At 71.5% G+C, this 19825-nt stretch carries 16 protein-coding genes; 3 read left to right on the forward strand and 13 right to left on the reverse strand.

What is annotated here, in order from left to right; translation table 11 throughout:
• Positions 1 to 12: 12 nt before the first annotated feature.
• The 13 genes from FBY41_RS19370 to FBY41_RS19430 all read right to left on the reverse strand — a co-directional run bounded on the left by FBY41_RS19370 (position 13) and on the right by FBY41_RS19430 (position 15624).
• Entirely contained in the window at positions 13 to 1710 is a 1698-nt protein-coding gene (locus FBY41_RS19370) for a CHAT domain-containing protein (protein WP_141846061.1), read from the reverse strand.
• A gap of 171 nt (positions 1711 to 1881) precedes the next feature.
• On the reverse strand, positions 1882 to 3528 hold the full coding sequence (locus FBY41_RS19375) for a solute symporter family protein (protein WP_141846063.1): 1647 nt from the start codon (positions 3526 to 3528) through the stop codon (positions 1882 to 1884).
• Positions 3525 to 3812: a DUF485 domain-containing protein gene (locus tag FBY41_RS19380; protein WP_141846367.1), complete on the reverse strand. Its 288-nt coding sequence runs from the start codon at positions 3810 to 3812 to the stop codon at positions 3525 to 3527. Before FBY41_RS19380 ends, FBY41_RS19375 begins: the two co-directional genes overlap by 4 nt.
• Positions 3813 to 4086: 274 nt before the next feature.
• Entirely contained in the window at positions 4087 to 5685 is a 1599-nt protein-coding gene (locus FBY41_RS19385) for a sodium/solute symporter (protein WP_141846065.1), read from the reverse strand.
• Entirely contained in the window at positions 5682 to 6074 is a 393-nt protein-coding gene (locus FBY41_RS19390) for a hypothetical protein (protein ID WP_260439907.1), read from the reverse strand. Before FBY41_RS19390 ends, FBY41_RS19385 begins: the two co-directional genes overlap by 4 nt.
• On the reverse strand, positions 6071 to 6868 hold the full coding sequence (locus FBY41_RS19395; protein ID WP_260439908.1) for a LytR/AlgR family response regulator transcription factor: 798 nt from the start codon (positions 6866 to 6868) through the stop codon (positions 6071 to 6073). The genes FBY41_RS19390 and FBY41_RS19395 overlap by 4 nt, the downstream gene beginning before the upstream one ends.
• On the reverse strand, positions 6865 to 7989 hold the full coding sequence (locus tag FBY41_RS19400) for a sensor histidine kinase (RefSeq protein WP_141846067.1): 1125 nt from the start codon (positions 7987 to 7989) through the stop codon (positions 6865 to 6867). The genes FBY41_RS19395 and FBY41_RS19400 overlap by 4 nt, the downstream gene beginning before the upstream one ends.
• Before the next feature lie 79 nt (positions 7990 to 8068).
• Positions 8069 to 9598 (reverse strand): GTPase ObgE, encoded by a 1530-nt coding sequence (obgE, locus tag FBY41_RS19405; protein ID WP_141846070.1) that lies wholly within the window; start codon positions 9596 to 9598, stop codon positions 8069 to 8071.
• 149 nt (positions 9599 to 9747) lie between these two features.
• Complete coding sequence (gene rpmA / locus FBY41_RS19410; protein WP_141821324.1) at positions 9748 to 10017, reverse strand: 50S ribosomal protein L27; 270 nt, start codon at positions 10015 to 10017, stop codon at positions 9748 to 9750.
• Positions 10018 to 10056: 39 nt separating this feature from the next.
• Positions 10057 to 10365 carry a 50S ribosomal protein L21 gene (gene rplU, locus FBY41_RS19415; RefSeq protein WP_141846374.1) on the reverse strand — a complete coding sequence of 103 codons (309 nt, stop codon included), beginning with the start codon at positions 10363 to 10365 and terminating at the stop codon, positions 10057 to 10059.
• Between the two features lie 175 nt (positions 10366 to 10540).
• On the reverse strand, positions 10541 to 13777 hold the full coding sequence (locus tag FBY41_RS19420; protein ID WP_141846072.1) for an Rne/Rng family ribonuclease: 3237 nt from the start codon (positions 13775 to 13777) through the stop codon (positions 10541 to 10543).
• Between the two features lie 212 nt (positions 13778 to 13989).
• Complete coding sequence (locus tag FBY41_RS19425) at positions 13990 to 14775, reverse strand: TIGR03936 family radical SAM-associated protein (RefSeq protein ID WP_141846074.1); 786 nt, start codon at positions 14773 to 14775, stop codon at positions 13990 to 13992.
• 42 nt (positions 14776 to 14817) lie between these two features.
• Positions 14818 to 15624 (reverse strand): lysophospholipid acyltransferase family protein, encoded by an 807-nt coding sequence (locus FBY41_RS19430; protein ID WP_141846076.1) that lies wholly within the window; start codon positions 15622 to 15624, stop codon positions 14818 to 14820.
• A gap of 103 nt (positions 15625 to 15727) precedes the next feature.
• Here FBY41_RS19430 and valS point away from each other — a divergent pair, with 103 nt between their 5' ends.
• The 3 genes from valS to FBY41_RS19445 all read left to right on the forward strand — a co-directional run bounded on the left by valS (position 15728) and on the right by FBY41_RS19445 (position 19822).
• Entirely contained in the window at positions 15728 to 18379 is a 2652-nt protein-coding gene (gene valS / locus FBY41_RS19435) for a valine--tRNA ligase (RefSeq protein WP_141846077.1), read from the forward strand.
• Positions 18380 to 18458: 79 nt separating this feature from the next.
• Positions 18459 to 19259: a DUF4129 domain-containing protein gene (locus FBY41_RS19440; protein ID WP_185749158.1), complete on the forward strand. Its 801-nt coding sequence runs from the start codon at positions 18459 to 18461 to the stop codon at positions 19257 to 19259.
• On the forward strand, positions 19256 to 19822 hold the full coding sequence (locus tag FBY41_RS19445; protein WP_260439909.1) for a hypothetical protein: 567 nt from the start codon (positions 19256 to 19258) through the stop codon (positions 19820 to 19822). The genes FBY41_RS19440 and FBY41_RS19445 overlap by 4 nt, the downstream gene beginning before the upstream one ends.
• Positions 19823 to 19825: the final 3 nt, after the last annotated feature.

Raw genomic sequence — 19825 nt, forward strand, 5'->3', positions numbered from 1 at the left:
TCGCCCGACCGATCAGGTCGGTCGGGCCTGCACCGTGACGGTCAGCTCGCCGGAGTTGCCCTCGAGGTTGGTGTCGTTGATGCCGAGGTCCAGCTGCCCCTCGCGCGGGCAGTCGTAGCTCGTGCCGCTGCCGACGAAGAACGGGCCGGTCTCGTCGAGGCTGCCGATGAGTCCCGCGGTGTTCGCATCAGGAAGCCCCTCGACGTTCCACCGGTGGTAGCGCGCCTCGGTCAGCCCGTCCGGTCCCACGGTGGAGCCGGCCGAGGCGTCGTGCTGGATCGTGCCCGTGGCAGAGATGTCGAGGGTCGTGCCGGGAGCGCACGTGACGCCGCTGTCGAGCCAGCGGGTGTTGCCGGGCACCGCGATCTCGACCGGGCTCGGCACCACGTCGGACGGCCCCTGGCTCCCCTGGCTCTCCGCACTGCTCCCGCCGGGATCGGAGGTGCTCGTCGTGGCTCCGAGCGCGGTGGCCCCCTCACCCTGCGCCGACCGGTAGACGACCGCTCCGACCCCGCCGAGCAGGAGGACGAGGACGGCGGCCGCCGCGACGAGACGCCAGCGCTGGCCGATGTGCGGCTCCGGCTCCCGCACGGGGCCCGATGATGGCTCGGCGACCTCGAAGAGACGGGTGTCCGGCCCTCGCACGTAGAGCAGCGGCGTGACCCACTCGAGGGTGCCCCGGCCGAGCCCGAGGATGCCGATGCGGCCGCTGCGCATGGCCTCGTCGACGGTGCGCCCGTTGGCGAGAGCCGTGTAGAAGCCGCGGGCGAAGGCCAGCGCCGCACGGTCGCTGATGGTGAACTGCATCGCGGCCACGGACTGGATCCCGCTGCGAGCCAATGCTGCTGCCGTTCCGGAGAACGGGTCGTCGGAGCTGGAGGCCCCCGACTCGCAGGAGTTGAGCACGACGAGACGAGGGGTGGGTGAGGCTTCGTGCAGCAGGTCTGCGAGGCTGCTCGCCGTCACGAAGTCAGCGCGTTCGTCGGCGCCGACGAGGGCGATGACCCCTTCGTCCGCCGCATCGTCGAAGGTGCCGTGACCGATGAAGTGCAGGACGTGCCACGGGCGCTGCAGCAGCCGGTCGTGCAGCTCCGACCACGTGGCGTGCTCGACCCACTCGAGCCGGACGCGCCCCGAGCGCACGTGGTGTTCGAGCGCCTCCTCCAGGTGCTCCCGCTCGGCCGCGACGTCGAGAGGCGCCAGCCCCCGCGGTGATGACACGACCGCCAGCACCTGCAGGGGTGGGTCGATGGCCAGCGCGTCCGGAGCGTGCTCTCCTGCCACGTGACGGACCAGCGTCTCCTGGCGGCACAGGTAGGCCTGGGTGTCGCGGTCGTAGAGCATCTCCCACGGCAGCGCGGCGAGACCCGGCGCGCCAAGGCGCAGCCGCACCTGCAGCCCCTGCCCGCGATCGGCGGCGACGGCCCGGCTCGATCGGTAGATCGCGGCCACCTCGCCGACGAAGATGGCATCGAAGAGAGCCGCCCCCGTCGACTGCACCGACACCTCGGCTGCGGGCAGGATCCGTCGCGCCGACACCGACGACGCGAGAACGACCGACTCCAGCTGAGGTCGGGTGGCAAGCAGCGCGTCGACGTCGAGGGTGAAGTGTTCGGTGGGCTCGCCGCCCGCCACCGAGCGCACGACGTGCACGGTGAACTCTCCCGCCCCTCCCCCGGGATCGATCTCGAGCTCCAGCACCGTGTCCATATCGAGCCTCCCCGCTCCATGGAGCCACCTCCGTCCAGCGTCCGCCCCTCCGCCGTGCGGCGCAAGGGATTAGGTCGCCACGGCCGAACGGCCACGCCCTGCTGGGCGTGGCCGTTCGGGTGGTGAGGGCCCGCGAGCGGGCACACCTCGATCTGGTCGTGCGGGGGTCGGTCAGTGCGTCGAGGCCGTCTCGGCGCCGTGGCCGGTGAGCGAGCGGACCTCCATCTCGGCGTACTTCGCCGCGTTGTACTCCTTGCTCGTCACCGTCCCGATGTAGCCGAGGATGAAGCCCAGCGGGATCGAGATGATGCCCGGGTTGTCGAGCGGGAACCAGTGGAAGTCGACGCCCTGGAGCATCGAGGGGCTCTTGCCCGTCACGGGGTCGACCGGCTTGCCCGACACGACGGGGCTGAAGATGATCAGCGTGATGGCGCTGACCAGTCCGCCGTAGATGCTCCACAGCGCGCCGCGGGTGTTGAACCGCTTCCAGAAGAGTGAGTAGAGGATCGTCGGCAGGTTCGCGCTCGCTGCGACGGCGAAGGCGAGGGCCACGAGGAAGGCGATGTTCTGCCCGAGGGCGAAGATGCCTCCGATGATGGCGACGGCGCCCAGGACGAGCGCGGCGATGCGCGCCACCTTGACCTCCTCCTCCGGGGTGGCGGTGCCCTTCTTGACGACGGTGTTGTAGATGTCGTGCGAGAGCGACGCGCTCGCCGTGATCGTCAGACCGGCGACGACCGCGAGGATCGTCGCGAACGCCACGGCCGAGATGATCCCGAGGAGGATCTCACCGCCGAGCTCGAAGGCGAGCAGCGGGGCCGCGGAGTTGACGCCGCCGGGGGCCTGCTTGATCGCACTCGCGCCGACGAGGTCGGCCGCACCGAAGCCGAGGACGAGGGTGAAGAGGTAGAAGATGCCGATGAGCCAGATCGCCCAGACCACCGAGCGGCGGGCTTCGCGGGAGGTCGGCACGGTGTAGAAGCGCATGAGCACGTGGGGCAGGCCGGCCGTGCCGAGGACGAGCGCCATCGAGAGCGAGATGAAGTCGATGGGGTTCTTGTACTGCAGGCCAGGCTGGAGCAGGTCCTTGCCGCCCGCGTCCTGAGAGGCCTGGGTGGCCTCGCCGAGGAGGTTCGAGAGGCTGAAACCGAACATGCTGAGGACCCAGAGCGTCATGATGCCGGCGCCGATGATGAGCAGCACGGCCTTGATGATCTGCACCCACGTCGTGCCCTTCATGCCGCCGTAGATGACGTAGACGAGCATGATGAGGCCGACGACGACGATGACGAGCCGCTGCCCCAACTGGCCCTCGATGCCGAGCAGGAGCGCGACGAGGCCGCCGGCGCCGGCCATCTGGGCGAGCAGGTAGAAGAACGACACGGCGAGCGTCGAGATCGCGGCTGCGATGCGCACCGGCCGCTGACGCAGCCGGAAGCTGAGCACGTCGGCCATCGTGTACTTGCCGACGTTGCGGAGCAGCTCCGCGACGAGGAGCAGGGCCACCAGCCAGGCGACGAGGAAGCCGATGGAGTAGAGGAACCCGTCGTAGCCGTTGATGGCGATGGCGCCGGCGATCCCGAGGAACGAGGCGGCCGAGAGGTAGTCGCCGGCGATGGCGATGCCGTTCTGGCGACCCGTGAAGGCGCGACCGCCGGCGTAGTACTCGGCGGCACTGCGGTTGTTGCGCGATACGCGGATGACGATCGCCAGGGTGACGACGACGAAGAGGGCGAAGATCGTGATGTTGATGGCCGGGTTGCCGACCGTCGTGGCCGTGGGCGCGAGCGCGGGGGCCGAGGCGAGGAGCGAGCTCACTGGTGCCCTCCCATCTTCTGAGCGAGGGCCTCGGCCGCGGGGTCGAAGACCCGGTCGGCCCAGCGGGCGTAGTACATCGTGATGGCGAACGTCGTCACGAACTGCAGGAGCCCGAGGGTGAGGCCCCACGTGATGTTGCCGAAGAGGCGGGTGCCCATGAAGTCCTTGGCGAAGACGGAGAGCAGGACGAAGAGGAAGTACCACGCGAGGAACAGCGCGGTCAGCGGGAAGACGAACTTGCGGAACTTGGTGCGCAGTTCGTTGAACTCGGCAGAGTTCTGCATGGCGACGTTGGGGTCGTCATCCACGCGTTCGGGAGCTTCATTGCTCACGGGGCCACCTCCGAGGCGGTTGGGTCGTGCGGGGCCTGATCTGTCGGCGTCTCACGCCAGCCGTGCCGCTCGCCCACCCCCTGTGGTGAGGCGTCCGACGTCACTGTCGCTCGCGCCCGCCGGCCATGCGACCGGCGGTGCACACGCTAGAAGGGGCGGGTGCGCCTGCGCAGCGGCTGCGCGTGACCGATCGGTGAGAGGGGGCGGCCGGTCGCCGTGCGCCGTCTCAGCCGCGACGAACGGTCACGTTGTCACGACGAGCGGTCGTGCCCTCTCCCGACCGCGAGGTGGTGCGGGACGGGTCGGGGTGGAAGCTCCCGCGGTCGAGGTCGAGGTTCTCCGGGGCGTGCAGCCGTACCATCGTGAGGTTGACGTGCGTGGGAACCGTGGCGCGGGTGAGGACGGAGACGACGACCATCGTCGCGAACGCCATCGGCACCGTCACCGCGGCCGGCTGGCGGATGACGACGCCGAACCAGCCCTCCCAGTCCGCCCCGAACGTCGTCGCCACGACGGCCGTCATCGACAGGCCTCCCCCGACGACGAGCCCCGCGATGACGCCCCGCGCCGTGAGCCCGCGCCACCAGATGCCGAGCAGCAGCATCGGGCAGAAGGTCGACGCGGCGACGGCGAAGGCGAGCTCGACGGCCCGCGCGACCGGCACGCCCGCCGAGACGAAGGTGAGCCCGAGGGCGAGGCCCACCGCCAGCACCGTCGCGAGCCGGAACGCCCGTATGCCGCCCCGCAGGCCCGGACCGGTGCCCCGGCGCAGCAGGTCCTGGCTGAGGACCCCGGCGACCGAGACGACGAGACCCGTCGAGGTCGACAGGAACGCGGCGAAGGCCCCCGCGGCGACGAGGGCCGTGAGGCCCTGCCCGAGCGCGCCGTCGAAGATCCGGCTCGGCAGCTCGAGCACGACGGTGTCGGCGCGGCCCTCGGCGACGAGGTCGAACGCGAACATCCGGCCGAGCACGCCGTAGAGCACTGGCAGCACGTAGAAGAAAGCGAGCAGGACGAGCACGACGAGCGTCGTGCGACGAGCCGCCCTGCCGTCACGGTTGGTGTAGAAGCGCACGACGACGTGCGGCAGGCCCATCGTGCCGAAGAAGGTCGCGAGCACCAGCGAGTAGGTGAGATAGAGGGCGTGGTCGCCCTGCAGCGGCTCGACCCAGTCGGCGACGTCGACGGCGCCCGAGCCGGACGGCATACGGCTGCTCGCCCACAGGCCGGCGAAGAAGAAGAGCGGGGTGAGGAGCGCGACGAGCTTCAGCCAGTAGTGGAAGGCCTGGATGAACGTCACGCTCCGCATACCCCCGGGGAGGACGTTGAGGCAGACGACGACGGCCACGGCGAGCTGACCGACCCAGAGCGGGGCACCGGTGAGCGTGCGCAGGGTGAGGCCGGCTCCCTGGAACTGCGGGATGAGGTAGAGCAGGCCGATCGCGACGACGAGCAGGCTCGAGACGCGTCGCACGTGGATCGACTCGAGCCGCAGCTGGGCGAAGTCCGGCAGCGTGTAGGCCCCCGACCGGCGCAGCGGGGCGGCCACGAAGACGAGCAGCACGAGGTAGCCGGCCGTCCAGCCGACGGGGAGCCACAGCATGTCGACCCCGCGGGCGAGGATCAGCCCCGCCGCCCCGAGGAACGAGGCGGCAGAGAGGTATTCGCCACTGATGGCCGACGCGTTGAGGATCGGCCCGACCCCGCGCGAGGCGACGTAGAAGTCGCTCATCGTCCGCGACACCCTCAGGCCGAAAGCGCCCACCGCGAGCGTCGCGACCGAGACGAGCACGACCGCGACGATGCTGGCCGCGGCGGTGCTCACCGACCCTCCAGCAGGTCGCTGAAGTTCTCCTCGTTGCGCTCGGCCTGACGCACGTAGAGCCAACCGAGCGCGATGATCTCGGTCGACGCGACGACCGTGAGCAGCAGCCACGGCAGCGGGATGCCGAGGACATCGGTCTCGCCGATGGCCGGCACGAGGTGGAAGAGCAGCGGCAGCAGGCCGAGCGTGAGCCCGAGCGCGAGGAGCACGCCGACGGCGAGACGCAGCTGGCTGCGGATGAGCGAGGTGATGTAGACCTCGCCGAGGCGGGTCTGCGCGTCGATCTCGGAGGCCACCGACGTCACGCGGGTGCGGGTCGCGTCGGCGCGCGGGCTCGTCACGCGGACCCGGCGCGGCGGCACGTCGCGGTCGCCCCGTCGCTCGCTCACAGCCCGCTCCGGTGCCGCGGCTGGGCACGGCGCACGAGCAGGTCGCGCAGCTCGCGGGTGTGGCGCCGGCTGACGACCAGCTCGTGTCCGCCGACGACGACGGTCGTGCGGCCGCTCTCGGTGCGCCACTCCGTGATGTGGCCGAGGGCGACGAGGGACGAGCGGTGGATCCGAACGAAGCCGGCCTCGGCCCACTGGTCGGCCAGCGTCGTGAGCGGAACCCGCACGAGGTGACTCTCGGTCGCCGTGTGCAGCCGTGCGTAGTCGCCCTGGGCCTCAACGAAGAGCACCTCGGCGCGAGGAACGAGCCGGCTCACCCCGCCGAGCTCGACGACGATGCTCTCGTCGTCGCCGGTGGCGGGCGTCGGGTCGGCTCCCTCGAGCCGACGCACGACGCGGCGCACCGCCTCGGAGAGCCGCTCGTCGCGCACGGGCTTGAGCACGTAGTCGACGACGTTGAGCTCGAAGGCGTCCACCGCGTGCCGCTCGTGCGCGGTGACGAAGACGACAGGAGGCTGCGTCGAGAAGCGCGAGAGCACCCGCGCGAGGTCGAGGCCGCTGAGGCCGGGCATCTGGACGTCCATGAAGATCGCGTCGAGCTGCTGCTCGTGGATGACCCGCAGCGCTGCCTCCCCCGATGCCGCGGGCACGACCTGGCGCACGGCCGGCTGCCGCTCGAGCATCCAGACGAGCTCGTCGAGGGCGGGCGCCTCGTCGTCGACGGCGAGGACGCGAAGGGTGCCCGTCGGCGGGTCGGCAGCGGACGGCATACCGGCTCGCGGCGGCGTGCTCATGCGTGCACCCCCGGGCGGAACTTCGGCAGGCGCACCGTCACCTTGGTGCCGGCGCCCTGCGCGGTCTCGATGACGAGGCCGTAGTCGTCACCGAAGGTCGCGCGCAGGCGCTCGTCGACGTTGGCGAGCCCGACCGAGTCGCTCGACGGGTCGCCGCCGAGCACCTGCCGTAGGCGCTCGGGGTCCTCGCCGACGCCGTTGTCCTCGATCGTGACGACGCACTCGCGGTCGGCGTCCTGGGCGAGGATCGTGATCTCGCCGTCGCCGGGCTTGCGCTCGAGACCATGGCGCACGGCATTCTCGACGATCGGCTGGAGGCAGAGGAAGGGCACGACGACCGGCAGCACCTCGGGAGCCACCCGGAGGGTCACCGTGAGACGGTCGCCGAAGCGGGCCTTCTCGATGACGAGGTAGGCCTCGATCGAGCGCAGCTCCTCGGCGAGCGTCGTGAACTCGCCGTGCTTGCGGAAGGAGTAGCGCGTGAACTCCGCGAGGTCGAGCAGCAGCTCACGCGCACGCTCGGGGTCGGTGCGGGTGAAGGAGGCGATCGCCGTGAGGGAGTTGTAGATGAAGTGCGGGCTGATCTGGGCGCGCAGGGCGCGCACCTCGGCCTCCATGAGCCGGGTGCGCGAGGCGTCGAGCTCCGCGAGCTCGAGCTGACCGGAGACCCAGCGGGCGACCTCGTTCGTCGCGCGCACGAGGCCGGCCGACGCCTGGTCGGTGAAGACCTGGAGCGTGCCGACGACCTTCTCCTCGATGTCGAGGGGGGCGACGATGGCGTGGCGCACGACGCACGACGGCTCGTCACACGCGATGTCGGCGCCGTCGACGACGGTCGTGCGGCCGTGGCCGAGGGTCGCGGCGGCGATGACGGCCGGCTGGCGGGAGTGGTGCGCCCGGCCGCCCTCCCAGGCGAGCAACCGCGTGGTGTCGGTCATCGCCACGGCGGGTGCTCCGAGGAGGGTGCGCAGGTGCTTGAGCGACCGCTCGGCGCTCGCCGGGTTGAGCCCCTGCCGCAGCGGCGGCGATGCGAGCAGTGCGGTGTGCAGGGTGCGGAACGTCGCCCGGTCGGCCTCGGTGCCGAGGTGGCCCCGACGCAGCAGCGCGCCCCACGAACTCATGCCGACACCCTATGCGCCGGTTCCCGCGTCGAGTGCCCACTTCCTCGCGTCGGAAGACGGGCACTCGACTCGACGGGACTCAGGCGTCGGTGTCGGCCTCGTCGTCGCGCAGCTGCCAGAGGCCGGCCCGGCGCTCGGCCTCGAGCTCCTCCTGCGTCGCCGCGCGTGCGGCGTAGCGGTCGCGCTGCGCCTCGCGCTTCTCGTCGCGGGTGGGTCGCGAGGACTCCGACAGGCGCAGGTCGGTGCCGCGCGAGCCGAGCAGCTCGGCGCCGGCCTGAAGGGTCGGCTCCCAGTCGAAGACGACGGCGTTGTCGGTCGACCCGATGACGACAGTGTCGCCGGCGACGGCGCCGACCTTGAAGAGCTCGTCCTCGACACCGAGGCGCCCCAGGCGGTCGGCGAGGTAGCCGACGGCCTCGTCGTTGCTGAAGTCCGTCTGGGCCACCCAGCGCACCGGCCGGTCACCGGTGATGCGGTAGAAGACGCCGTCGGGGCCGCTCTCCTTGGTCACCGTGAAGCCCTGGTCGTCGACGGAGCGCGGTCGCAGCACGACACGCGGTGGCACGACCTGCTCGACGGCCTTGCGTGCCTCGTCGACGTGGCGGGCCATGGCGAACGTCAGCTCACGCAGGCCCTGGTGGGCGACCGCAGAGACGATGAAGACCTCGAGGCCGCGCGCCTCGAGATCGGGCTTGACCATCTCGGCGAGCTCGCGGGCCTCGGGCACGTCAGCCTTGTTGAGCACGACGATGCGGGTGCGCGCCGAGAGGGGCCGTCCGCCGAGGTCGGCGTCGGGCACGTAGAGCGAGAGCTCGTTCTCGATGACGTCGAGGTCGCTCATCGGGTCACGACCCGGCTCGAGGGTCGCGCAGTCGATGACGTGGACGAGCACCGAGCACCGCTCGACGTGGCGCAGGAACTCGAGGCCCAGACCCTTGCCCTCGTGTGCACCCGGGATGAGCCCCGGGACGTCGGCCACCGTGAAGCGGCTCGACCCCGCGGTGACGACACCGAGGTTGGGCACGAGGGTCGTGAAGGGGTAGTCGGCGATCTTCGGCTTCGCCGCCGAGAGCACGGAGACGAGGGAGGACTTGCCGGCGCTCGGGAAGCCGATGAGGGCGACGTCGGCGAGCGACTTCAGCTCGAGCACGACCTCGACGTCCTCGCCGGGCTCACCGAGCAGCGCGAAGCCGGGAGCCTTGCGCCGCGCGCTCGCCAGCGCCTTGTTGCCGAGCCCGCCCCGGCCACCGGCCGCGATGACGTGCTCGGTGCCCATGCCGACCAGGTCGACGATGATGCGGCCGTCGCGGTCCTTGACCACCGTGCCCTCGGGCACGGGGAGCACGAGGTCGTCGCCGTCGGCGCCGTTGCGCTCGTCACCGGCTCCCGGGGCGCCGTTGCCGGCCTTGCGGTGCGGGTGGCGGTGGTAGTCGAGCAGCGTCGTCGAGGACGGGTCGACACGCAGGATGACGGAGCCACCCCGCCCGCCGTTGCCGCCGTCGGGGCCGCCGAGCGGCTTGAACTTCTCGCGCTTGACGGAGGCGACACCGTGCCCACCCGCTCCGGCGCTGAGGTGCAGCACCACGCGGTCGACGAAGGTCACTGCCATGGGAGGTCACTCTTCCAGATCTGGGGTGGCGGGCGGCATACGCCGGCGGGGGCGGACCCCCGAGCCGGTATGCCGTCCGGCCGGGAAAGCCGGAAGGGCGGGCCACACGGGCCCGCCCTTCCGGAACATCAGGTGGTGATCACGGTCGATCACTCGGCAGCAGCGGTCTCCGGGACCTCGATGTTGACCGTCTTGCGGCCACGCTTCGAGCCGAACTTGACCGCACCGGCCACGAGGGCGAAGAGCGTGTCGTCGCCACCGCGGCCGACACCCTCACCGGGGTGGAAGTGCGTGCCGCGCTGGCGGACGAGGATCTCGCCGGCCTTGACCTGCTGGCCACCGAAACGCTTGACGCCGAGGAACTGTGCGTTCGAGTCGCGACCGTTGCGGGTCGAGGACGCACCCTTCTTGTGTGCCATGTCAGTCCTTCTCTCGTGAGTCTCTGGGTTCCGGGTGGATCACGCGTTGATCGCGGTGATCTTGACCTGGGTCAGCGGCTGACGGTGGCCCTGACGCTTGCGGTAGCCGGTCTTGTTCTTGTACTTCATGATGACGATCTTGGGGCCCTTGGCGGCCTTGACCACCTCGGCCTTGACCGACACCTTGGACAGCTTGTCGGCATCGGACGTGACGGTGGAACCGTCAACGAGGAGCAGCGGCGTGAGCTCGATGGCATCGCCGGGCTGACCCGTCACCTTGTCGACGAGCAGGACATCGCCCACCGACACCTTCTCCTGGCGACCGCCAGCGCGAACAATCGCGTACACAGTGAAACTCACTCTCTCATCAGGATGTGGCTCGCCGCTTTCGGCACCGGCCCGTCAACACGGGCCCGGTGGGCGCACCGAGGGTCAAGATTACCGGCTCGACCGGCCATCGACCAAACCGGCCGAGCACGGACGTGCCGGATGACCTGCGGGGACGTGCCGGTCAGGGCGGGAGTCAGGCCCCGCCGCCCTCCGCGGCGGCTCCACTGCCCCGAGGCGGCCCGGCGGGGGCCACCACCCGGCCACGACGACGACGGCCCCGGGGTGCCGGCTCCACCGCCACCGCGAGCTCGACCGGCGCCTCGGCAACGACCTCCGCGGTCACCTGGGGTTCGGTGGGCTCGGGCTCCGTGGGCTCGGGCTCCGCGGGCTCGGGCTGCGTGGGCTCGGGCTGCGTGGGCTCGGGCTGCGTGGGCTCGGCCTGCGGGGTGGTCGCCTCGGTGACGTCCGACTCGAGCTCGACGGCGGGAGCGTCGTCGTGCGACTCGGCGACGGGGGCGTCGTCCCCGGCCCAGGGGCCGTTGTCCTCGGGGAACGCGTGCGGGTGCCCGTCATCGGCGAGCGTCGCCGTCTTGAGCGCGGCGGCGTGAGCCGCGGCGGCGATCTGGGCCGCGGTCGGCCCCGTGTGGCGCGGAGGCTCGGTGGAGCCCGAGCCCTCCGAGCGACCGTTGCCGCCGTTGCCCCGGCCGTTGCCGGAGCCGTTGCCGTTGTCGCCGCTCGACCCCTGCGCCGGGGCGCCGCTGCTCCGACCGCCACGGCGGCGGCCGGAGGTGCTCGGCTCGCTGTGGACCTCGGGCTGGTTGACGCCACGGTCGACGGGGTCGGTGTGGATGATGAAGCCACGCCCGTTGCAGTGCTGGCACGTCTCGGAGAAGACCTCGATGAGGCCCGAGCCGACCCGCTTGCGGGTCATCTGGACGAGGCCGAGCGAGGTCACCTCGGCGACCTGGTGCTTGGTGCGGTCACGACCGAGGCACTCGAGGAGGCGACGCACGACGAGGTCGCGGTTGCTCTCGAGCACCATGTCGATGAAGTCGATGACGATGATCCCGCCGATGTCGCGCAGCCGGAGCTGGCGAACGATCTCCTCGGCAGCCTCGATGTTGTTCTTGGTGACGGTCTCCTCGAGGTTGCCGCCCGAGCCCACGAACTTGCCGGTGTTGACATCGACGACGGTCATCGCCTCGGTGCGGTCGATGACGAGGGAGCCGCCGCTCGGCAGCCAGACCTTGCGGTCCATCGCCTTGGCGAGCTGCTCGTCGACCCGGTGGTGGGTGAAGAGGTCCTCCTCGGAGGTCCACTTCGTCACCCGGTCGGCGAGGTCGGGCGCGACGGAGGTGATGTAGGGGTGGATCTCGTCCCAGGCCTGGTCGCCCTGGACGACGAGCTGCTTGAAGTCCTCGTTGAAGACGTCACGGATGACCCTCACGGTGAGGTCCGGCTCACCGTGCAGCAGCATCGGCGCCGCGCCGGTCACCGCGGAGCCGGTGGCGCCGTTCTTCTTGCGGCCCTTGCTCTTGCCTGCTCGCGGGGTGGTGGAGGCCTCGGCCTGCGCCTGGATCTGCTCCCACGTGCTCGTCAGCCGCTCGACGTCGGCGCGCAGCTCCTCCTCGCTCGCCCCTTCGGCGGCGGTGCGCACGATGACGCCGGCGCTGTCGGGCACGACGTCGCGCAGGATCTTCTTGAGGCGGGCCCGCTCGGTGTCGGGCAGCTTGCGGCTGATGCCGGTCATCGACGCGTTCGGCACGTAGACGAGGTAGCGGCCGGGCAGGGAGATCTGCGAGGTGAGGCGAGCGCCCTTGTGGCCGATCGGGTCCTTCGTCACCTGCACGAGCACGGTCTGGCCCGAGCTGAGGGCGTTCTCGATGCGCTTGGGCTGACCCACCTCGAGGCCCGCGGCGTCCCAGTTGACCTCTCCGGCGTAGAGCACGGCGTTGCGGCCCTTGCCGATGTCGACGAACGCCGCCTCCATCGACGGCAGGACGTTCTGCACGCGGCCGAGGTAGATGTTGCCGGCCATCGACACGTTGGTCGCCTGGTCGATGTAGTGCTCCACGAGCACGCCGTCCTCGAGGACACCCATCTGCGTGCGGCCCTGACGGTTGCGCACGACCATGACGCGGTCGACCGCCTCGCGGCGGGCGAGGAACTCGGCCTCGGTGATGACGGTGCGGCGGCGGCCTGCCTCACGGCCCTCGCGGCGGCGCTGCTTCTTCGCCTCGAGGCGGGTCGATCCCTTGACCCCGGTCGGCTCGTCGCTCACCGCGCGGGGCTGACGCACCCGGGTCGAGACGCTGGGGGTGTCGTCGCCCGCGTCGGACGACGAGCCCGCGCGACGGCGACGACGACGGCGACGGCTGGTGGCGCCCTCCTCGTCACCGGCGTCCGAGCGGTCGCCCTCCTGGCCGTCCTCGGCACCCTGGCCGTCCTCGTCGTCGCGACCGGAGTCGGAGTCGTCGGAGGTCTCGGCGGACGGCTCGGCCGACGTGTCGTCGCCGTTGTCGTCGTCGCTGTCGGAGGACCCGCGCCCGCGGCGACCCTTGCCGCCGCGACGGCGCCGCGAGCGACGCGGGGTCGACTCCTCGTCGTCGGCGAGCGGCGCGGTGGTCTCGGGCTCGACGTCGTCGGTGGGCTCGAGGTCGACGACCTCGGCCTCGACCTCAGGGGTTGTCTGCGGGGCCGTGCCGGCGGGCGTCACCGGGCCGGCGTCGCGCACGGCCGAGCGGCGACGGCGGGTCGGGGTGGGCTCAGGGGCCTGGAAGAGCAGGCTGAGGCTCGGAACGACGGGCCCGGCCGGTGCGCTCTCGGCGGCGTGGTCGGCCTTGTCAGCCTCGTCAGCCTTGTCAGCCTCGGCAACCTCGTCAGTTTCGTCAGCCTCGTCATCGACGGGCGTCAGGTCCTCGACCTCGTCGGCGTCGACAACGGCGTCGGTGCCGGTCAGGGCGTCCGGAGCAACGGCCTCGATGGCGTCGCTGGTCTCGGCAGTGTCGCCGGTCTCGCGGGTCTCTGTCGTCTCGGCGGAGGCGCCTGCCTGCTGGGCCACCAGCTCCTCGAGGGCGGCTGCGGCGCGCTCGGCCGGCTCGACCGACTCGACCGTCGCCTTGGCACGGGAGACGCGCTTGCGGGGGGCCCGCTTGGCGACCTTCTTGGCCGCCGGTGCGGCAGCCGGCTCGGCCCCCTCCTGCGCGGGGGCGTCGACCGAGGGCTCGCCGGCGGGCTCGTCGGTCGGGACATCGTCGGCAGGCGGCGCTGCCGCGGCCTTCTTCGTCGTGCGCTTCGCCACGGCCCGCTTGCGCGGCGCGCGGGCCTTCGCCGCGGGGGCGGCGCCCTCTGCGGACGCGCCGCTCGGCTCGGCGAAGAGGGTCGAGGTGTCGGCGTCGGTCGAGGTGGGTGTCGTGTCGTTGGGTGCCATCAGGCAGCCTCCCGTCAGGTGCGGTGTGACCACACGCTCGGCCGGAGCCGCCGACACCGCACGAGTGCGGTTCGCAGTCGTCCACCGCGTCTGCGGCGGACGGAAGTCGTCTCGCTACACCCGAAAACGGTTCGCGCTGGGCGCGGCCCCGTGATCGAATGCCGTCGACCTTCTCGTCGGCAACCCTTGCCGGAGTCTGACCCTGGATTGGGTCAGGACAACGGGTCGGTCACCCTCGCGGTTGCGGTGTCGAGCGGTCCCTGTGCCAGTCGCGTCACCAGGGGGGGACGCGGCGGCTGCAGGTCGGCGATCTCACGCAGCGCGGTCAGAATGTCGTCGGGGCGTACGGCAGGTGTGGTGTGTCGTACGACCATCCGAAGTATCGCACAGTCCGCTGCGATGACGTGAGAAGGTCCGAGCTGTGCAGCCGTGTCGGCACGGGCCTCGTCCGCGGACTGGACCACCGCCGTGAGCACGGCGCCGCGCACGTCGAAGGTCCGGGCACCCGACTTCGTCATGCGGGTCACCTCGGCCGTGTCGCGGGCGAGCAGCGTGTCGACCGCGGCCTGCAGCGCCTGGACGTCCAGCCCCCCGAACTCGAGGAGCCAGTCGCTGGCCTCGAGCCGGTCGGCGAGCGCCCCGGGGGCTGCCTCGACGACCGTGACGATGTCGATGCCGGGCGGGAGCGCCTCGTCGAGGGCCAACCGGACCGACTCGGGGTCGACGCGCTGGGTCACGGAGATCTCGACGTACTCCGCCTCGCTCGCGGTCCCGGTGGACGCGGCGTTGGCGTAGCTGATCTTGGGGTGCGGGTGGAAGCCCGCCGAGAAGGCCATCGGCACGTCGGCGCGTCGCAGCGCGCGTTCGAGCGCCCGCTGGAAGTCGCGGCTGGAGGTGAACCTCAGCCGGCCGCGCTTCGTGTAGCGGATGCGCAGCTTCTGCACGGCCGGGTCGGGCGCCGGCCCCTCGGGGACGCGCTGACGTGCCTGTCGTGCCATGGCGTGAAGGCTACCCGGCCCGCCACGACCCGGACTCGCGCGTCAGCCCTTCGAGCCCGCCTGCTTGGCCGCCTCCTCGGCGGCCTTCTTCGCCCGCTCCTCCTTGCGCTTGCGGATGCGCTCGGCGGCCTCCTCGCGGTCGAGACGGGTGGCCTCGGCGAGGGTCGGCGCGGTGCCTCCGAGGCTCGCGGGCAGGAACTTGAGGTCGGGCCCCGTGAGCGGCTCGTAGGCGGCGCGCGCGACGTCGAGCATCTCCGACATGACGGCCTTGTAGCGGGCGGTCACCTCGTTGACGTCGTCATCGGGCGCGACCGGGATCGGCTCCCCCACCGTCATGATGATCGGCACGTTGGTGCGCCCGAGGCGGCGCGGCAGTCCCTTGGTCCAGACCCGCTGCGAGCCCCAGATGACGAGCGGGAGGATCGGCACGCCGGCCTCCGCCGCCATGCGCGCGGCGCCGTTCTTGAAGTCCTTGAGCTCGAAGGAACGTGAGATCGTCGCCTCCGGGAACACCCCGACGATCTCGCCGGCGCGCAGCGCCGCCACGGCGGCGGCATACGACCCCGCACCGGCGGCGCGGTCCACGGGGATGTGCTTCATCCCACGCATGAGCGGGCCGCTCACCGGGTGGTGGAAGACGGTGTCCTTGGCCATGAACCGCACGAGGCGACCGGACTTCTGGGCGGCGAGACCGGCATACGCGAAGTCGAAGTACCCCGTGTGGTTGATGACCATCACGGCTCCCCCGTGCGTGGGCACGTTCTCGTCGCCGAGGATCGTGAACTTCAGCCCCTGCGCCGCGAAGAGGACGCGCGCGAAACCGATGACGGGGGTGTAGACGGGCTCCATGGGGACACTCTGCCCTGCGCCGCCGTGCTTCGGCACGCCGACGCCCGATCCGTTCGGGAAAGCCGGTCGAGGGCATCGCGCCGCCCATGGAAGGATTGGGGGCATGACTGACGCACCTGCCCCCACCTCGCGGATCCCCGAGCGCCCGACGCTCGACGGCCTCGAGGAGAAGTGGATGCAGGTATGGGCGCAGGAGGGCACCTACGCCTTCGACCGCGAGCGGGCCCTGACGCTCTCCCGCGACCAGGTCTTCGCGATCGACACCCCGCCGCCGACGGCGAGCGGCAGCCTCCACGTCGGCCACGTCTTCTCCTACACGCACACCGACTGCATGGCGCGGTACAAGCGCATGCAGGGCCTCGAGGTGTTCTACCCCATCGGCTGGGACGACAACGGCCTGCCGACCGAGCGCCGCGTGCAGAACTACTACGGCGTGCGCGGCGACGCGAGCCTGCCCTACGAGGAGGGCTTCACACCGCCCTTCGAGGAGGGCGTCGACGCGAACGGCAAGGCGATCAAGCCGGCCGACCAGCGCCCGATCAGCCGCAAGAACTTCATCGAGCTGTGCGACATCCTCACCGTCAAGGACGAGGTGACCTTCGAGTCGCTCTTCCGCCGCCTCGGCTTCAGCCTCGACTGGAACATCACCTACCGCACCATCGACGAGCGCTCGCGTGCCGTGGCCCAGCAGGCCTTCCTGCGCAACCTCGAGCGCGGCGAGGCCTACCAGAGCGAGGCCCCGGGCCTCTGGGACGTGACGTTCCAGACGGCCGTCGCGCAGGCCGAGCTCGAGGCGCGCGACTACCCCGGCGCCTACCACCGCGTCGCCTTCCACCGCCCCGACGGCACCCCGGTGCACATCGAGACGACCCGTCCCGAGCTCATCCCCTCGGTCGTCGCGCTCATCGCGCACCCCGACGACGAGCGCTACCAAGGGCTCTTCGGCACGACCGTCACCTCGCCCCTCTTCGGGGTCGAGGTGCCGGTGCTCGCTCACCGGGCAGCCGAGATGGACAAGGGCGCCGGCATCGCGATGTGCTGCACGTTCGGTGACCTCACCGACGTCATGTGGTGGCGCGAGCTGCAGCTGCCGATGCGTTCGCTCATGACCCGCAACGGCCGTCTGCAGGCGGAGACCCCCGACTGGATCGCCGGTGGCCCCGGCGAGCAGCTGTATGCCGCCTCGCTGGCGACGAAGACGACCTTCACCGCGCGCGAGGCCGTCGTCGCCGCGCTGCGCGAGTCGGGCGACCTCGACGGCGAGCCGGTCAAGACCCAGCGCAAGGCGAACTTCTACGAGAAGGGCGACAAGCCGCTCGAGATCGTCACCTCGCGCCAGTGGTACATCCGCAACGGCGGCCGCGACCACACTCTTCGATCGAAGCTCGTCGGCATGGGCGACGAGGTCGACTTCCACCCCGCCTTCATGCGGTCGCGCTACAAGAACTGGGTCGAGGGCCTCAACGGCGACTGGCTCATCTCCCGGCAGCGCTTCTTCGGCGTGCCCTTCCCGGTGTGGTACCCCGTCGACGCCGACGGGCAGCCGGACCACGACCACCCGATCGTCGCGCCGGAGTCGGCTCTGCCCGTCGACCCGCAGATCGACGTGCCGGAGGGCTACGAGGAGTCGCAGCGCGGCCAGGTCGGCGGCTTCGTGGCCGACCCCGACATCATGGACACGTGGGCGACGTCGTCGCTCACGCCGCAGATCGCTGCGGGCTGGCCGGTGCGCGACGGTGAGGGGCCCGGCTCCGACGAGGCGCTCTTCTCCGCGCTCTTCCCCTACGACCTGCGTCCGCAGGCGCACGACATCATCCGCACGTGGCTCTTCGCCACCGTGACGCGGTCGTACTTCGAGCACGGCGTCGCACCTTGGCGACACGCCGCCATCAGCGGCTGGATCCTCGACCCGGACCGCAAGAAGATGAGCAAGTCCAAGGGCAACGCCGAGACACCCGAGGACGTCGTCAAGGCCAACGGGGCCGACGCCGTGCGCTACTGGGCGGCCTCGGGTCGCCTCGGCACCGACGCCGCCTACGACACCGGCCAGATGAAGGTCGGCCGCCGCCTCGCGATCAAGGTGCTCAACGCGAGCAAGTTCGCGCTGGGCTTCGGCGACGTCGACGGCGACCTGCGCTCCGCCGTGACGCACCCGCTCGACCTCGCGATGCTCGCCGCCCTCGGCGACGTCGTCGACAAGGCGACCGCGGGCTTCGAGTCGTGGGACTACACGAAGTCCCTCGAGGTGACCGAGACCTTCTTCTGGTCCTTCTGCGACGACTACCTCGAGCTCGTCAAGGACCGCGCCTACGGCGGACAGGGCGACGAGGCCGCAGCGAGCGCCCGGGCCGCCCTGCGCCTCGCCCTCGAGACGCTGCTGCGCCTGCTCGCACCCTTCATCCCCTACGCGACCGAAGAGGTCTGGTCGTGGTTCGGCACGGGGTCAGTGCACCGCCAGAGCTGGCCGACCCGCTCCGAGCTGCCGACCGGCGGTGATGCCCCGCTGCTCGACTCGGTCGGCGCCGCCCTCGCGGGCGTGCGCAAGGTGAAGTCCGAGGCCAAGGTCGGCATGCGGGCCGAGGTGCGCACGATGACGCTCGTCGCACCCGAGGCCGCCCTCGACCACGTGCGGGCGGCCGAGAGCGACCTGCGCGCGAGTGGCCGCATCTCCGAGCTGTCGTATGCCGTCGGCGACCACGTCGAGGTCCGTGACGCCGAGCTCGTGCCCGTGGAGAAGCAGCCCGCCCAGGCCTGACCGGTTCTTCCCAGCCCGTTCCCGAGCCCGTTTCCCGGGCCGCCCCCGTTGCAGGGTGGCCCGCAATAGGCTGGAACGCATGTCGAGGCGAGGGGTGATGCTCGCCGTCGGGTGCGGCATCGTCGTCATGGCGGCCCTCGTCGTGGCGGCCGTGGCGCGCCCGGTGGCCCTGCTCGCGCGCCCCGACGCCGCCCTGCCGCCGCCCCCGGCCCCGACAGTGCCGCAGAGCCTGCTGCCCACGCCGACGGCGCGGTCGACCGCCGGCGAGGGCCAGTTCACCCCGTCGGACCCGTCGCCCTTCCTCGTCGCCCTCGTGCAGATCGTGCTCGTGCTGACGGCGGTCATCGTCCTCGCGGTGCTCATCCGCATCCTCATCTCGCTCTGGCGCCGGCCGCGGATCACCCTGCACGAGGACCCGAGCTTCCAGATCCCCGACGTCCCCGTCGAGCTGCTCCGCACGGCCGAGCAGCGGGTCACGCTGCTGCGCACCGGCGCTCCCCGCAACGCCATCGTCGCCGCGTGGCTCGACCTCGAGACCTCCGTCGCCGCCATCGGGCTGCCCCGCGACCCGGCCGAGACCTCGACGGAGTTCACCGGGCGGGTCATCGGCACGCTGGAGGTCGACCGGCTCCGGCTCGGTGACCTCGCCGCGCTCTACCGCGAGGCACGCTTCTCCGTGCACGAGCTGGGCGAGTCGCACCGCGAGCGGGCCCTGCTCGACCTCGAGACCCTTCACGCAGACCTCACCCTCATCGCCGAGGGGGCGCGGATGGCACGGGCGGCCAGCGACGGCGGGGCAGGCCCGCACGCTCCGGGCCCGGGCGCTCCGGGCGCACCGGGCTCACCCGGCGCACCGGGCAACCGCGGCGGCGCAACGTGAGCCGGCCGGACGGCATACCGGCGGCGACTCCTCAGGCGCGGGGCTGGCGCGAGATGGCGCAGTCGCTGCGGCCGTGGAAGCGGCGCGTCATCGGCCTGCTCGTGACCTGGGTGGTCATCGCCGGGGTGACGGTCGCGTTCGGCACCTCCCCCAACGTGCCGGTGCTGCTCGCCGTGCTCGTCGCCCTCGCCATGCTGCTGTGGCACGTCGTCGACCATGCCGAGGCACACCACCTGACGTCCTGGCCGCTCGTCGACGGCGAGCTCGGCGGCCAGGGCCGCGGCAACGACTTCCGGGTCACCAACCTCGCCGGGCGGCTCGCAGCGGCCAACCTCGCGAAGGAGGGCCGCGAGGCGCTCGTGCACGACCTCCACGTCCAGCTGCAGGTGCTCATCCGCGAACGGCTCTACGCCAAGCACGGGCTCGTCGCCGAGGAGGAACCGCGCTGGTCGGAGGGCGTCACGCCGCCCGAGCTCTGGGAGCTGCTCGTCGGACTGCCGCCGCCCGACCTCTACCGGCCCGAGCGGCTCGACCCCCTGCTGACCAGACTGGAGAAGTGGTGACTG

Origin of the sequence: Humibacillus xanthopallidus (assembly GCF_006716675.1) — a bacterium.
Classification (GTDB): domain Bacteria; phylum Actinomycetota; class Actinomycetes; order Actinomycetales; family Dermatophilaceae; genus Humibacillus; species Humibacillus xanthopallidus_B.